We start from the raw sequence: 15,454 nt of genomic DNA, 5'->3' as shown, positions 1-15,454 counted from the left end.
GCATGAAATTCCCCTCAATAAAAAGTCTTGCCCAAAGTGCACTAGCAACAATTAAACGTTTCCCGCTCGAAATTGTGTTTGCACTTGCAGGGACCATTGCCTGTACTGTTAAAATAGAGTCTGATACTTACTACGGCCCTCTTTACAATTGGTGCACCCGCCTTATGATGATGGCTAATTTAGGCGTGCTGCTCTGCCTCTCGGCTACCCTGTATATTCAAAGCAGGCAAATGTCATCTGTGCAAAAATTAGCCCTGCGGTTTGGGGCAGTAGCCGTAAGCATCCTCCTCCTTTTTGCACTCGATCCATTTGGCAGTTCATCAAACGTCATCCGGTTCTTTATCTTCAGCCTTGCCTTTCATTTGCTGGTTGCTTTTGCCGCTTACACCGGACGGGGACACATCCAGGGTTTCTGGCAGTTCAACAAAACTTTGTTCCTGCGGTTTTTAACCAGCGCATTATATAGCGGGGTGTTGTTTTTAGGCATAGCTGCAGCTATTGGCTCTGTGCACTTCTTGTTCAATATAGAAACTACGGGCAAAATATTCGAAGAAGTATTTACCTGGATAGCAGGGATATTTAACACCTTGTTCTTTCTTTCCGGCATACCAGAAGATACCAAAGCGCTTGATGCTGATGAAAGTTATCCTAAAGGCCTTAAGGTATTTACCCAGTACGTGCTCATTCCCTTGGCAACCTTATACGTTGCCATACTGTTAGCCTATGAAGTAAAGATTATCGCTTTGTGGATGCTGCCGAAAGGTTTGGTATCCAGCCTGATACTCGGATATGCGGTATTTGGCATCTTGTCCATCCTCCTTGTTTACCCCGTACGGGAAAAAGCAGAGAATACATGGCTTAAGACTTATGCAAAGAGCTTCTACTTTTTACTAATTCCCTTGTTGTCATTACTTTTTACCGCCGCGGGTGCGCGCATATTTACATACGGTATTACAGAGATGCGCTACTTTTTGCTCGCTTTAGGTGTGTGGCTCGTGGGGGTAACCGCTTACTTCCTGATCAGTAAAAAGCAAAATATCAAACTAATACCTATAAGCCTGTGCATATTAGCTTTACTAGCTACCTATGGGCCACAAAGCGCCTTTTCAGTTTCGAAATATTCGCAACGGGAAAGAATGGTCAGGTTATTTGAAAAAAACAAATTGGTGAAAGATAATGTGCTTATGCCGTTTGATAGTACACGGGCAAATAAGGATGATGGTGAAAAAGCCGCCGCAATATTATCTTACCTTGTAGAGAAGCACGACCTTACCTCGCTACAGCCTTATTTTAAGGAACCGTTAAGCATCATAACCGACTCCTTGGAAAAAACAACACAGAAAGACAGTCACGACTACCTGAGCAGATATGAACTGCGCTCAAAAAAAACCGTTTGGGCATTAAAGCGGCTTGGCCTGAAAAAGTACGCGGGGTATTATCCTTATGTGACAGATACTGCAGAGAAAGAGGAAAGGTATGAATTTACCATAGAAAGCCGGAATACTGTTTTTACAAAAGGGTACGATTTGGCAATTATGCATGATTATTATACCGTTGATACTACGGTACATGTGGTTAATGATGTAAGCATAAGACAAGTACTAGAAAAGGAAGACGTTTTTTCATTAAAGCTCAACTCGGACCTTGTGCAGTTTGATATGCGGAAGCTATTGGCACAAACATTACCACAGGCTATAAGAGCAGCAAAAAGTAAGGAAAGGTTAGACCCACAAATTATACCTGATAATTTATTAACCTTTAAAAGCACATCGGCAAATTACGAAGTGACATTCAAGATCAGCTTTGTGAGTTTTAGCAAGCAGGGCAACGATATTGATGTAAGTAACCTGGACGGAGTATACCTTGTAAAAAAGAGGCCCTAAACTATTTTATGAACCTCAACAACAAGCGCGGATCGGGAATGTTCTGCACATACATTTCCTTTTGCGAGTACTTGCCCACCCCTGGGTAATCTCCCCGCATACCGCCATTATCAAGCATCAGCTGAAAATGTAAGTGCGGCGGCCATTGGCCATTCTCGTCGTCGGCACCTAAGGTGGCAATCTGTTCATCTGCCTTAACCGCCTTGCCTTCGTAAGGCCCTTCCAGGCTTTTTCTGCTTAGGTGGCCATACAAGCTAAACAGTGTAAGCCCATTTACGTTATGCTGTAAAATAATGGTAGGGCCGTAGTCGCCAAAGTTGTTATTGTCTGCAAAGGAGTGTACAACGCCATCTATTGGTGCATAAACCGGTGTGCCGGCATTGCCCCAAATATCTATCCCTAAATGTAACCGGCGCGGCTCATCAGCTGTGTTGAAATGTGCGCTTCGGCTGTAAATGGTGCGGTGCTCCATGTACCCGCCAATAGCGTAGCGCGCTTCGGCAGCGGCAAGCTTCTGATCTATCCAACGCCCGAAAGCTTTTGTATCTGCCAGTAACTCCGCCGTCAGCTCGCTGTTTGCAGCCGTAAGGTCCAACGGCAACAGTTTATCTGTAGCACTATTAAAATCTACAACGCGGCCAATGCTACCCTGGTATTTTCCCAGCGCGGCAGCTAACTTATCAGTAGCATTCATTACGATTTAGCTTTCGCTGGTGGTGTCTGGCTGGCGGTCTTCTTTACTGATTTTATCAAAAATTTTATCCATGCGCTCTACGTAGTCGCTGGTGTCATCAATAAAAAATTCCAGCTGTGGTATTATACGCACCTGGTCCTTTATGCGGGCACCAAGTTTATAACGGATCTCCGATGCATGCGATTTAACCGTTTGCAACGACTGCTGGTCATCGGCACCATTAAAAAAACTGAGGAACACACGTGCTATGGCGAGATCGGGCGTAACACGCACTTTGGTTATGGTAACAAGGGTATTTGGGAGAAAATGCATCCCTTCGCGTTGAAATATGGCGGCGAGGTCCTGCTGTATCACCCCGGCAAATTTTTGCTGACGTTTTGATTCCATGATAATTATAACGCTGTTTAGGTAAATGAGTTTGTTTTATTTAACCCCACCATGGCGATGGTTAAAGCTAGCGTTTTTTTTGTTTTAAGGTTGAACTGTGGAAAGTTTAGAACGTGCGCATGCTTCGACAAGTTCAGACTGACATGATAATGAAATTGTAATGGTGAGCCTGTTCAACCATTAGCGAGGTGTACAAGTCTTCGACAAGCTCAGACTAACATGATAATGAAATTGTCATGGTGAGACTGTCCAAACATTAACAGGACGTACAAGTCATCGACATGCTCAGACTGACACGAATGAACCTGTCATAGTGAGCCTGTCGAACCATTAGCGAGTGTATAGGTCTTCGACAAGCTCAGACTGACAAAAGGACAAAGGCCATCCCAACAATTAACAACCTTACAGATCTTGCTTTATCTCGTCCAAGCCTTTTACACTTAAGCGGGCGCTAATGCCCGAAGCGATAACGGCTATAAAGAGTACGGTAACAAATACCAATAAGAAATCGCCCGGGTTAAAGGCAACTGGGTAAGCGTCCAGTACGGAAAGCTCGGCACCCATTTTTATGAGTTTAAACTGCTGCTGTACAATACATACCAAAGTACCCACGGCCACCCCAATTACTAGCCCCACCATAGATATCATCATACCCTCAAAAAAGAATATCCCCTGTATTAAGGTTTTGCTTGCACCCAGGCTGGTAAGTATGGCAATGTCTTTACGCTTATCCATCACCAGCATGGTAAGAGAACCGATGATGTTGAAAATGGCAATGATGAGTACAAAAGTAAGGATCATGAAAATGGACCAGCGCTCGTAATTAATGGTTTTATACAGTTCGGTATTTTGCTGTTTTCGGTTCTTAACTACGTAGCTGTTACCTATCTTATTTGTAATCTCCTCTTGCACATCATCTATATTTGTGCCTGGTTTCAGGTTTATCTCTACAGCCGAAACCTTTACCGGCTCGTCCAGCAGGTCGCGGGTAAATTCAATAGGCACAATCACCATGTCATCAAACTCTGCCTGGATAGAAAATACACCGGAGGGGGTTATTGGCCGGAAGGCAAAGTCGTTCATGGGGTTTGCCGCATTGCTGCTGGTACGCCTGGGCGAGTAGATCTGTAGCGGGGTAAACTGGTCTTTTATACTTACACCAAGGCTTTGCTCTATGGTTGTGCCTATCACGGCGTAGTAGTACCGGTCGTCTTTAAGGGTGAACGATCCTGCCCGCAGTACGCTGTCTAAGTCCTTCTTCTTCAGAAAGTCGTCACTTACGCCTTTAATGGTTCCAATAAAAGGTTTGTCGCCGTATCTCAGCAGCACCTTTTCCTGCAATACAGGGGTGTAAGAAAATATCCGGCCATCTTTTTTCAGCGCTGCAAGGTACGGCGTATTCGGATCAAAGGTTTTTCCCAGCCTCGGCTCTATCCTTATTTCGGGTGTGAAGTCGCTGTACAGAGAAAGAATAACCTCTTCAAAGCCGTTGAACACCGATAGTATGATTATAAGCGCTGCGCTGCCCACCAATACCCCCAGCATGGATATGCCCGAAATAATGTTGATGGCATGCGTCTGCTTCTTGCTGAACAGGTATCGCTTGGCTATGTAAATGGATGTATTCAAACTTTACAGGTAAGGATTGTGCTGTTTTTCGTAACCTATTGTAGTTTCGGGACCATGGCCCGGGTATACCGTACAATCATCCGGGAGAACAAAAAGTTTCAGCCTTATATTTTCTATCAGCTGATTGTGGTTGCCGCCGGGAAGATCTGTACGTCCTATGCTGTTTCGAAACAGTACGTCGCCCCCTATCAAAATATTGTCTTCCTTGTCGTAAAAACAAAGGTGCGCGGGCGAATGTCCCGGGGCAAAAATCAGCTCCACTGATGTATGGCCAAATGTAATGGTACCGCTTTCGGGCAAATACTCGTCTGGCAGTGGAGAGGCATCGTACCTGAACCCCATTGCAGGGGCATACACCACTACCGATGCAAGCGTTTCGCTTTCCCCTATGTTAAACCTCGGCTTTAGGCCGTATTGGTCAAACAAAAATTTGTTACCCAGTACGTGGTCTATATGGCAATGCGTGTTAAGCAGCATTACTGGCTTTAGACTATTTTCCGTTATGAAATTTACTACTGCATTTTGCTCCGCCGAAGTATACATCCCCGGGTCAATAATGGCGCATTCGCCGCTATCACCATACAATAAATAAGTGTTCTCCTGGTACGGGTTGTTGACGAAGGATTTTAGCTTAGCCATGCCGCAAAGCTAGTTTATTATAGCATAAAAGCAGAAGCATAAAGGCACATAATACCCGCGGGGCAGTACATCAAACTTATTGTGCTGCTGCTGGTTTAATAAGTTACATATGGCCAAACCACTGCTAGAGTTTACCGACCGCGGTATTTACTGCGAACACGGCGATTTTTACATCGACCCATGGAAACCCGTGGACGATGCGGTAATTACGCATGCCCATGCAGACCATGCCTATGTAGGGCACAAGCGCTACCTTGCGCATGAGCTGTCGCGCGAGGTGCTTTACTATCGCCTGGGCGACATTAACTTGCAAACCGTAGCTTACGGCGAAACCGTAATAAAGAACGGTGTAGAAGTTTGCCTGTTCCCCGCAGGACACGTTATTGGTTCGGCACAAATAAGGGTAAGTTATAAGGGGCAGGTTTGGGTGGTATCCGGCGATTACAAGACTGAGGACGACGGGATATCTACCCCGTTTGAACCGGTTAAATGTCATCACTTTATATCCGAATGTACCTTTGGTATGCCGGTTTACACCTGGAAACCACAATCGCAGTTATTTACTGATGTGAACAGCTGGTGGCAAAGCAATGTGGAAAACGGACTTGGTACCATAATAGTTGGCTACTCGCTGGGTAAAGCGCAGCGCATCCTGCAAAACCTCGATCTCAGCATCGGCAAGGTTTATACACACGGGGTTATCGAAAACACCAATGAAGCACTTCGCCGCAATGGCGTAGTCCTCAACCCTACGCACCGGATCACTTTCGATTCGCCAAAAGAGGAAGTGCGCAAGGGAATCATCCTCGCGCCGCCTTCGGCAGTTGGCACACCGTGGATGCGGAAGTTTCAACCCTATAGCTTTGGATATTGCAGCGGCTGGATGGCCATAAGAGGCGCGAAAAGGCGCAGGGCTGCGGATAGAGGTTTCATAATGTCTGACCATGCCGACTGGAACGGCCTGGTAAGCGCCATAGATGCTACGGGCTGCGAGTGCGTTTACCTCACTCATGGCTACACCGCATCTTTCACCCGCTATCTTAACGAAATTGGCTTTAACGCCCGTGAGGTGCATACCCTGTACGGCGGAGAGGAAGAAGATGCTACCATTACTGAAAACGAAGAGAAAAAAGAAACAGCAGAAGTGAAGGAGGCAGACGCATGAAAGCATTTGCACAGCTATTCCTCTCCTTAGACGAAACGAACAAAACCAACGAGAAAGTAAAGGTGCTGAAGGATTACTTTACCAGCGTGCCTGATACAGACAAGATGCATATGCTTGCCTTGTTTACCGGCAGAAAGCCCAAACGGCAGATCAATTCTACGCTGATACGTAACTGGGCAATGGAAGCTTCGAACATTCCGGCGTGGCTTTTTGAAGAAAGCTACCATGTAGTAGGCGATCTTGCCGAGACTATGACTTTGTTAATGCCCGAAAGCCACGAGAGTAGCAGTAAAACACTAACGGAGTGGATAGCAGAGATAAACACCCTTGCCGTTAAAACCGAAGACGAAAAGAAACAATGGCTGTTAAATTCATGGGCGATGCTGGATAACCAGGAGCGATTTGTTTTTAATAAGCTGCTTACCGGAAGTTTCCGTGTAGGGGTTTCGCAAAACCTGGTGGTAAAAGCCCTGGCAGATGTTACCGGTATAGAGGCACCGGCGCTTACCCACCGTATAATGGGCAGCTGGATGCCGGAAGACTACACCTTTGAACAGCTGGTGCAGGAACAACATGCAGGTGATGACATATCCCGGCCGTACCCGTTCTTCCTGGCGTATCCTATACAGGAGACCTCTGATAAAGGTAAAACGGCTGATGAGATTGAACATTCGCTTGGTGCGGCACAAGATTGGCAGGCCGAGTGGAAATGGGACGGCATACGTGCTCAAATGATAAAGCGCGACGGGCAGATATTTATCTGGAGCCGCGGCGAGGACCTGGCAACAGAAAAGTTCCCGGAACTACATCCCTTTTTGAATGCACTGCCTGACGGCACTGTGCTGGACGGCGAGATCCTGAGCTTTCAAAACGATCAGCCAATGTCATTCAGCGTTTTGCAAACACGTATTGGCCGTAAAAACCTCAGCAAGAAAATTTTGGCTGACAGCCCGGTAGCAACTATAGTTTACGACTGCCTGGAATACAATGGAGAGGACATTAGATACAAAAGCCAGTCGGAGCGCCGCAGCTTATTAGAACAACTGCAGGCCGATACACCATTCCCGGATGTGTTCCGTATATCGGCCTTAATAGCATTTAACAGTTGGGCCGAGCTGGAAAAGACAAGGGAGCAATCGCGCGCCATGATCGCAGAAGGCATCATGCTAAAACGTAAAAGCGCGACGTACCAGGTGGGCCGCCGCCGCGGTGACTGGTGGAAATGGAAGATAGACCCCTTGTCTGTAGACGCCGTGATGATCTACGCGCAAAAAGGCCATGGCCGCCGCGCTGACCTATATACCGACTATACCTTCGCCGTATGGGACGGCGACAAACTGGTACCTTTTGCCAAAGCCTATAGCGGCCTAACAGATCAGGAGATAAACAAGGTTGATTATTTTGTAAAACGCAACACCCTGGAAAAGTTCGGACCGGTAAGGACCGTTAAACCCGAACTGGTTTTTGAGATTGGGTTTGAGGGAATAAATAAATCTACCCGGCATAAGTCGGGCATTGCTTTGCGGTTCCCCCGCATCCTTCGCTGGAGGCATGATAAACCTAAGGAAGAAGCCGACACAATTGAGAGCCTGAGAGCCCTGCTGAACGAATAGTTGCTAATAGTAACGCCTGTTTTATTTTGTTATCTTTCTGGTCACACATTATTTAAAAAAAGTGTGGTTTTTGAAGGTTTTTGACCACCAAATATGAATGCAACAACCCTCCACATCCTCAACGGCGACGCAACTTTAACCGGGTTTAACCAGGCCGGCATCGATGGTGATGTTATGATCTGGCGAGAGGCTTTATCTGAAGGACCCGTTATATTAAACGTGGATTCGGCAGAATTTTGGCAATTACGGTCTGATTGGGTGTGCAGTACATTTAACGAAACACCTGAAAACTACCATACTGGCATGATTGTGCCACTCGAGATGCTCAATGAGCCATACGAAGAGATAAACCTCTGGTTTGAGTTTGACCTCCACTGCCAGGTGAATCTTCTGGCAGTGATGATGCTTTTGCGGCAGCAAACAAACCTCTCACAACCAGCTGTTTACCTCATCAGCCCAAATGAGTTCCCGGGTGTAAATAACTTTAATGGCATGGGCGAGCTTGATGGAGAACAGCTTGATTATCTATATGATAACATCAGGCTGCAGCTGAGTGACTATGACTTTACACTTGCAGCCGAAGCATGGAAACTGTATATTATAGGAGATAAAGCTTTATTAGAGCAGTGGCTAATAGAAACTCCCTTTTGGGGCAATATGCACAACCTAAAGGCGGCAATGCAGGCACAAGTACAAAGGTTGCATGTTGATTCCGAGGGCCTTAATCACATCCACCACAAGCTATTAGCTATCTATAATGCTGGCTATAACCAAAAGGGGGACATCTGCCGCCAATTTTGGCAAACCGAAAAGATATACGGCATGGGAGACGCACAGCTTGACATCTATTTACAACAGTTAGTTGATAAAGGACTGATAACTACTTTATAAATCAGTAATTACAATACCGGAACGGTAACGGCTATGGTAGGCGTTCGCTCACTTTCATTTTTTAGTCTGTCTATAGCGGTAACTACGTAAAAATACGTCTTTCCAGGCTGCACGTTGGTGTCCAGGTAAATAGGCTCGGTATCGTATTGTATGTGCAATATGTTCTCCGGATCACTAAGGTCAATTCCGCTATTTTCGGTGTAACGGTATATAACATAACCATAAACAGGCTCGTTATCGCGGGCTTGCAGTGGCGCGTCCCACTTAATTAAGATGCTTTTCTTTTCAGCTTTACCTATTATATTCTGTGGCTGGTTAGGCGGTATAGAATCCAGCCAGAGCATTGGCGGTGGCAAAGCCGGATAAGCATAGAAGTCGCGTTTTAACGTATCTGAAAGGTGATTTGCATTGGCTATCAACGTTTGCGACCTGAAGAAAATGCTGCCCTGCGCCCGGGGATTCTCCCTTATCATCCGCATTTGATTAGGTATCTCAGACGGGTTTTTAAAAGATGGACTGCGCGGCTCGTAAAAACGATAAGGCGCCTGCCCAACATATAAATGCCTATTGTAAGTGTTGTTGCTCCACCAGTTAAGCAAGGTGTCAAATGCCGCTGCACGGTTGCCTATCTGCCAATAAATCTGCGGACTAAGGTAGTCTATCCAGCCTTCTTTGATCCACTTGCGGGTGTCAGCAAAGTTCTCATAATAAGACGAGCCACCATGCGTGCCGGATCCCTCGGGGTTCTGGTACTTATTCGCCCATATGCCAAACGGACTTATACCAAACTTCATGCGTGGTTTATATTTATGAATACTGTCTGCCAGCATATGCACCAGCTTGTCAACATTATCACGGCGCCAATCGCGTATGTCATCAAAGTCACCGCCATACTGCGCATAGGCCTCCGCATCGTTTATTTTTTGGCCTTTTACCGGGTATGGGTAAAAGTAGTCGTCCATGTGTATGCCGTCAACATCGTAGTTTTTTACTACATCGAGGATCACCTGCACTATATACTCACGTACCTCCGGTATGCCAGGATTAAACAACTTTATTCCCTCGTAGATGAAAAACCATTCCGGCTTGGTCCGGGTGATGTGGTCAGGAGCAAGGCTGAAAAACTTATTGTCAAAAGTGGCCCTATACGGATTAAACCATGCATGCAGCTCCATTCCACGCTTGTGTGATTCGGCAATGGCAAACTCCAGCGGATCGTAATCTGGCGCTACACCCTGTTTACCAGTAAGATATTTTGACCAAGGCTCCCTACCCTTTGCGTAAAAAGCGTCAGCAGCGGGCCTCACCTGAAACATAATGGCATTTATACCCGTTTGTTGATGCGAGTTGAGTTGATTAACCAGATCTCGTTTTTGGCTTTCGGCATTGGCCCGGGCGTTTTGTGGCCAATCCAAATTAACAACAGTAGCTATCCAAACACCCCTAAACTCGCGTTTAGGTGCAATAAGGACGCTGTCAGTAGCTGAGGGTTGCTGTGCCTGGGATGGCAATATAAAAAAGAACGAAACAATTAAGAGTAACAGTATTTTATGCCGTTGCATTAAGCTGATTTTTAATTAAGGGTGCAAAGATATAAACTAGGCACCACGCCATTTTATTATTAGGTATAATAATTCAGGCGGTTTTGTGTTTTACTTTTATCAACTTTAACTTTGGCAAAACCTACAATTTATATGGTTAAACGGATTTTTATATATTAGTGGTCGATTTGTGACGCAATTATTAACCCCAAAATACATTTACTAAGAACCATTATTAGCTGGTTAGCTTATTAATTTAAAGAGCAATTATGATGGAAAACCAACCGGGACAATCGCAGAAAAAGAACTCTAATGTTATTTATTTCTTAATAGCAGTAGTTGTTGCTTTATTAGGCACAGATGTGTACCTGTACATGCAAAAGAATAAATCTGACACGAAAATAGTTTATCAGAACGACGAAAAAACCAGGTTACAAACAGAGCTGGACAGCCTGGAAGCACAGATAGAACAGGTTAACATTGGCCGCACTAAAATGAGTGCCGAGATGCAGGCCAAGAACGACTCTCTTAGAGCTACTATTAAAGTTCTGCGTAAAAAATTGGCTAAAGGCCAGCTGACCGCTGCGGAACTTGGCAAAGCACAGGAAGACATTAAACAACTTCGGTACTTTGTAACCAAATACACTGCAGATATCGAGGAACTTAAAAAGCAGAACACCAACCTAACTGTTGAGCGTGATACTTTAAAGACCAACCTTGCCAACGTTAGTACTAAAGCTGCAACACTTGAAAAACAAAACCAAGAGCTGGATACCAAGGTAAAAGAAGCATCGGCACTTAAGGTTGGCGTGGCAAGCGTTGTGGCTTACAAAGTAAAAAATAGCGGCAAAGAGGTTGAAGAGAAAAAAGCCAAAAACACGCAAAAGATAAAAATCAACTTCACTGTTGCCAGCAACACTGTTGCGGAAAAAGGCCTGCATGATGTTTACGCACGCATTATAGACCCAACAGGTAACCTGATAACGCTTGCAGACTCCGGTACGTTTAACGCCGACAACCAAGACCTGCAATACACTTATAAAACAGCCATTGACTTTAAAGACGACGGCAGCGGATATACTATCGACTGGGCGTACTCTCCTTTCCAGAAAGGAACTTATACTGTAATATTATACGCAGATGGTTACACAATGGGCAAAACATCTTTTTTCTTGAAATAGAATTTAGAATCATCATAAAAAGAAGCGGCACTTACTGGTGCCGCTTTTTTTTATGGTTCATGTTTTCTAATTAATCATTGTTATCCAGTGCCGGGAAATTGAGGTAAAACGTAGTTCCCACACCAATATTGGTTTCAAACCATATCTTACCGCTGGCATTCTCAATAGAGTTTTTTACAAAGGCCAGGCCTAATCCTGTTCCGGAACTTTTGGTAGTAAAGTTAGGTTCAAAAATCTTATCCCGCATGTTCTCCGGTATGCCGTTACCATTATCTTTAATGGTAAGCAGCACGTTTTTACTGGTCACCAGGTAATTTATTTGTATCAGGCAGGTACGCTCCGGCGGCGTTGCCTCTATTGCATTCTTAAGCAAGTTATTAAAGCACCGCAGTACCTGGTCGCGGTCTGCACTTATCATAAAGGGATCTTTAGGCATTAGCAGCGAAATCTTCACGTTGTCCATATGCTTAAATATGGTGACTGCCTGTGCCAGCATCTCGAAAATATTTATTGTCTCTATCCGGGTATCCGGCATTTTAGCAAAGGCCGAAAACTCGGATGCAATTGAGGAAAGGCTTTCTATCTGCTCCACAAATGATTTACTGAAGCGCTCAAATTTTTGGTCAAATTTAGGGTCCTTGTCTTTCCAGGACTTATCCAGCAACTGTAACCCCAGTTTAAGAGGCGTGAGCGGGTTTTTAATTTCATGCGCAACCTGCTTTGCCATCTCGCGCCACGCAGTTTCCCTCTCGCTCTGGGCCAGCTTACGGGCACTGCTTTCCAGGGCAGATATCATGTTATTATACTCTTTTACCAGTGCACCTATTTCGTCGTCGCGCTCCCACTTAATCGGCTCGTTCTTTTTACCGTAAATGGTACGGCTGAGGTTGTATTGTATAAAGTTTAGCGGCGCGGTTATTTGCCGGGCAATTATAACGGCGAATAAACCTATTGCTATAAACACCAGCGCATAAACGTTTATCATAATGTTCAATAACGACCCTACCTGTTCGTTATAATCGGCCTCGTTAGCAAAATAGGGCAATTGCAGGTAAGCAACGGTTTCGTGTTTAGCATTCCTGAGTGGTGCATATGCCGATTTGTAGAACAGGTCGGATATCCGTTCATCATTAACCAATTCAGATTTTTGCTGATCTTTAAGCGTCAAGTAAACTTTACCGTTCATACGGGGAGAGAGCAAGCCGGACTGATATATTTTAGGTTGCGTGGTCATCAGCACCCTTCCACTAAGGTCAAAAAGCGTTAGGTCTGCCGAATAGTTATCTGCAAGTTTATCAAAATCAACATTCCGTTCTTCAGACAGATCATTTATATAATTCTCAATAGGAGCCGCTTCCAGTGCCGCTGATATCAAGGTTATCTTATTGCGTATGCTCTTGTCCTGCTGTCCTTGGTATTGCTTGCTGATGGAAACGAAAGTGATGATACCAACCAGGATGAGTGTTATTACAACCGCAAATATCATGGAGAACTGTATGCGGGTTTTGTACAAAACCTTATCAAAGTTTATCTTGAAGTTCCAGTTTATCCTGTCATTATTTATATTCAGGATTTTTACCCTAAGCCATAGCAGCCGCGCCAGTAATACCAATGATGAAAACGCCAGTATAACCACAAAAAAGAAGGTAAGCGCCGTTATTGTAGAAGCTACTATGTTCCGCTGCTTACTTACAACGATAAGGTTTCTGTCACTTGGCTTATAAATGAGGTGGCTATAGCGGGTAAACCTGTTAAAAAAGCTAACCATGTTGCCACTGCTTTCCTGTATGGTATACTTTTTAAGTTCGCCTTTAAACTCATTATTTACTACGCTGTAAACGTAATTGCCGTTTTGGCCAATAAGCTTGTTGTCCGTGTAAAAAGCGTAAGAATAATCCTTAAATTCATCTTCCGGACGATCGTTCCTGTCAATTAGCAGTTCAGGAAAAGCGCCGCCTACCATCAACGGCCGTGCTTTTAACTCTATAACAATGGTTCCCAACGTATTGGCACCATCCACTACCGGTAATATAGCAAAGTAGCTTTGGTATCCAAAAGACTCGTTTTCGCGGTAAAAGTATTTGGATACTTTAAAGGCGCTATACTGCACCATATCTTTAAAAACGTTCAGTTCGTACGTTTTATCTCCCGATATCGGATTATCCCGCATATCAAACGCATGCACTTTAAACTCATACTTGGCCAGGTACCTGTCAAAATAAAGCTTTTGCAAGCGGGTAGCCAGGTACTCGTTTATATGATCACGGGATTTGTAATAGTTAATAACTGCCGGTTCTTGAATTATTTTTGGTTCAATTTCTTTAAACAGCGTATCAGCTGTAACATCATCCGGAACTTCCAGCCGCTGGATGAGCAACTTGCGGTTGTTCTCTTCTTTAACTTCTTCGAAATGGTTGAGCTTTATTGCCGAAATAACAGCGCAAACCAAAACGATCATGATAAATGATGCCGCTGTAAACTTTTGTTGGTGATGAAGAAAATAGTATCCCCGCAACAACACCAATATGCTCCATAACAGATAGAAGAAGCTAAACTCATCATAAATTACTGCTGCTATAGTGACCGCTATAATGCCAATCACAAAAATAACGGCCTGCGTATAAACAGGTATCGATAGCCTGAAGGATATAGTTAGAAGTACTTCCGTCAGCAACACAAAAGTGAGGAAGCTAAAGCAAAGCATCAGCACACCAACCAAACTGTATCGTGAGAGGTTGAGGACATTGTTTACGTCAAAACTTATTTTAGAATCGATTACCAGGCCATTAAACAGTTGGAGCAGGCTTGATGACGTTAGGAGCAACGCAGCAAAGCAGGATAAGTAAATAAGGTAACTTGCCAGCTTGCCCGGAGTTGCCCTAAGTATTCTGGCCCTTTGCGAATACATGTAAGCTACAAACCAGCAAATGCAAAGAATATTTATGCAAAAATCGCCAAGTGAAGGATAAGCGTAACTAGAGCCATAAATCTGAGGATTAAAAATTTTTAACGGTTGTGTAAAGCTTGGCCAACCGTAATGCAAATTAACAAACCTGAACGCTACAATGAACAACGCCAAAGCTAACAGCGAAAGGTATACCCAGCCACGGTGCGCAAGGTAAGTAACCAATACATGAACCAGAATGCACAGGCTAAGTATAGTTAATATCCAAACTGTGAGTTCAAAATAAAAAAAGCGGTTATTTACTTCTCCCTTTATCAACTTTACCGAGAAGAGATATTTGCCATTAACGTTATGAACCGCGTATATACCTTTATCTGTAAAGTCCGCTATTTCTATGTTTGTATCCTCAGTAAGTTTAGGATTAAAGATGTTTTGTAAGTACTTGTTTTGGAAAGCATAGGCATACTTAACCGGAATAAAGAAAACGGCAGAAAATGAGCCTTCTGTCTTTTTTATAGCTTCATAATAGCCATTAGTGGTTTTTATAAAAGAACTACCTTCGGTTAATGTGCTGGCATTATCCGGCGCTATTTTGGGGCCGCTCCAGAAATTTACACGTCCATTCTGCATAGTAAGCAGCCAAATACCCTTATCAACAGTATACTCCTGAATGTAATCCAGGGCCGCTTTATGATTTACCGCAAAACGTTTTACCTCCTGGTACTTAGCCGGCGTATTTATTATCTCGGCTACGTCGGCCTCATGCTCGTGCAGGTTCTTTTCTAAAAGCTGGGCTGTTTGAGAAAGGTTAGTTGCAGGAGAGTACGTCCGCTCAACAAATATTGCTGTAACGAGCAGGCTGATAAACAGCAGCAACAGTAATCCACGTATTTTCCCGGCTGTAGTCAAAATGGTATAAGCTATAT

At 44.4% G+C, this 15,454-nt stretch carries 11 protein-coding genes; 5 read left to right on the top strand and 6 right to left on the bottom strand.

The window, feature by feature from the left end; all coding sequences use genetic code 11:
* The first annotated feature begins 2 nt into the window (after positions 1-2).
* Positions 3-1,883 carry a DUF4153 domain-containing protein gene (locus tag DYU05_RS11590; protein ID WP_117383204.1) on the top strand — a complete coding sequence of 627 codons (1,881 nt, stop codon included), beginning with the start codon at positions 3-5 and terminating at the stop codon, positions 1,881-1,883.
* 1 nt (position 1,884) lies between these two features.
* Here DYU05_RS11590 and DYU05_RS11585 read toward each other — a convergent pair whose 3' ends face one another.
* The 4 genes from DYU05_RS11585 to DYU05_RS11570 form a co-directional block, all read right to left on the bottom strand.
* Positions 1,885-2,577: a peptidoglycan DD-metalloendopeptidase family protein gene (locus tag DYU05_RS11585; protein WP_117383203.1), complete on the bottom strand. Its 693-nt coding sequence runs from the start codon at positions 2,575-2,577 to the stop codon at positions 1,885-1,887.
* Positions 2,578-2,583: 6 nt separating this feature from the next.
* A complete protein-coding gene (gene rbfA, locus DYU05_RS11580) occupies positions 2,584-2,964 on the bottom strand; it encodes a 30S ribosome-binding factor RbfA (RefSeq protein WP_205771868.1) in 381 nt (126 codons plus the stop codon).
* Positions 2,965-3,366: 402 nt separating this feature from the next.
* Positions 3,367-4,593, bottom strand: coding sequence for an ABC transporter permease (locus DYU05_RS11575; protein WP_117383201.1), 1,227 nt, complete (start codon positions 4,591-4,593; stop codon positions 3,367-3,369).
* 3 nt (positions 4,594-4,596) lie between these two features.
* Positions 4,597-5,232: an MBL fold metallo-hydrolase gene (locus DYU05_RS11570; protein WP_117383200.1), complete on the bottom strand. Its 636-nt coding sequence runs from the start codon at positions 5,230-5,232 to the stop codon at positions 4,597-4,599.
* A gap of 109 nt (positions 5,233-5,341) precedes the next feature.
* Here DYU05_RS11570 and DYU05_RS11565 point away from each other — a divergent pair, with 109 nt between their 5' ends.
* The 3 genes from DYU05_RS11565 to DYU05_RS11555 all read left to right on the top strand — a co-directional run bounded on the left by DYU05_RS11565 (position 5,342) and on the right by DYU05_RS11555 (position 8,901).
* The gene (locus tag DYU05_RS11565) at positions 5,342-6,397 is read left to right on the top strand and encodes a ligase-associated DNA damage response exonuclease (protein ID WP_117383199.1); all 1,056 of its coding nucleotides are present in this window, start codon (positions 5,342-5,344) and stop codon (positions 6,395-6,397) included.
* The gene (locus DYU05_RS11560; RefSeq protein WP_117383198.1) at positions 6,394-8,010 is read left to right on the top strand and encodes an ATP-dependent DNA ligase; all 1,617 of its coding nucleotides are present in this window, start codon (positions 6,394-6,396) and stop codon (positions 8,008-8,010) included. Before DYU05_RS11565 ends, DYU05_RS11560 begins: the two co-directional genes overlap by 4 nt.
* 93 nt (positions 8,011-8,103) lie before the next feature.
* Entirely contained in the window at positions 8,104-8,901 is a 798-nt protein-coding gene (locus DYU05_RS11555) for a DUF1835 domain-containing protein (protein WP_117383197.1), read from the top strand.
* Positions 8,902-8,909: 8 nt separating this feature from the next.
* On the opposite strand, the gene DYU05_RS11550 is transcribed toward DYU05_RS11555, so the two are convergent.
* Positions 8,910-10,463 carry a glycoside hydrolase family 10 protein gene (locus tag DYU05_RS11550; RefSeq protein WP_117383196.1) on the bottom strand — a complete coding sequence of 518 codons (1,554 nt, stop codon included), beginning with the start codon at positions 10,461-10,463 and terminating at the stop codon, positions 8,910-8,912.
* Positions 10,464-10,711: 248 nt separating this feature from the next.
* Between DYU05_RS11550 and DYU05_RS11545 the strand changes: the two genes are divergently transcribed.
* Positions 10,712-11,623 carry a hypothetical protein gene (locus tag DYU05_RS11545; RefSeq protein ID WP_235854007.1) on the top strand — a complete coding sequence of 304 codons (912 nt, stop codon included), beginning with the start codon at positions 10,712-10,714 and terminating at the stop codon, positions 11,621-11,623.
* 70 nt (positions 11,624-11,693) lie between these two features.
* On the opposite strand, the gene DYU05_RS11540 is transcribed toward DYU05_RS11545, so the two are convergent.
* On the bottom strand, positions 11,694-15,437 hold the full coding sequence (locus DYU05_RS11540; RefSeq protein ID WP_117383195.1) for a sensor histidine kinase: 3,744 nt from the start codon (positions 15,435-15,437) through the stop codon (positions 11,694-11,696).
* Positions 15,438-15,454: the final 17 nt, after the last annotated feature.

The sequence above is a fragment of the Mucilaginibacter terrenus genome, assembly GCF_003432065.1.
Classification (GTDB): Bacteria; Bacteroidota; Bacteroidia; order Sphingobacteriales; family Sphingobacteriaceae; genus Mucilaginibacter; species Mucilaginibacter terrenus.
Note: the sequence above shows the minus strand (reverse complement) of the source record. Positions and strands in the feature narration are given on the sequence as shown.

Bases quoted from the DNA above. Each gene is read 5' to 3' on its own strand.
- DYU05_RS11550 (WP_117383196.1), bottom strand. From the start codon at position 10,463: ATGCAACGGCATAAAATACTGTTACTCTTAATTGTTTCGTTCTTTTTT.
- DYU05_RS11555 (WP_117383197.1), top strand. From the start codon at position 8,104: ATGAATGCAACAACCCTCCACATCCTCAACGGCGACGCAACTTTAACC.
- DYU05_RS11560 (WP_117383198.1), top strand. From the start codon at position 6,394: ATGAAAGCATTTGCACAGCTATTCCTCTCCTTAGACGAAACGAACAAA.
- DYU05_RS11545 (WP_235854007.1), top strand. From the start codon at position 10,712: ATGATGGAAAACCAACCGGGACAATCGCAGAAAAAGAACTCTAATGTT.
- DYU05_RS11570 (WP_117383200.1), bottom strand. From the start codon at position 5,232: ATGGCTAAGCTAAAATCCTTCGTCAACAACCCGTACCAGGAGAACACT.
- rbfA (WP_205771868.1), bottom strand. From the start codon at position 2,964: ATGGAATCAAAACGTCAGCAAAAATTTGCCGGGGTGATACAGCAGGAC.
- DYU05_RS11590 (WP_117383204.1), top strand. From the start codon at position 3: ATGAAATTCCCCTCAATAAAAAGTCTTGCCCAAAGTGCACTAGCAACA.
- DYU05_RS11565 (WP_117383199.1), top strand. From the start codon at position 5,342: ATGGCCAAACCACTGCTAGAGTTTACCGACCGCGGTATTTACTGCGAA.
- DYU05_RS11585 (WP_117383203.1), bottom strand. From the start codon at position 2,577: ATGAATGCTACTGATAAGTTAGCTGCCGCGCTGGGAAAATACCAGGGT.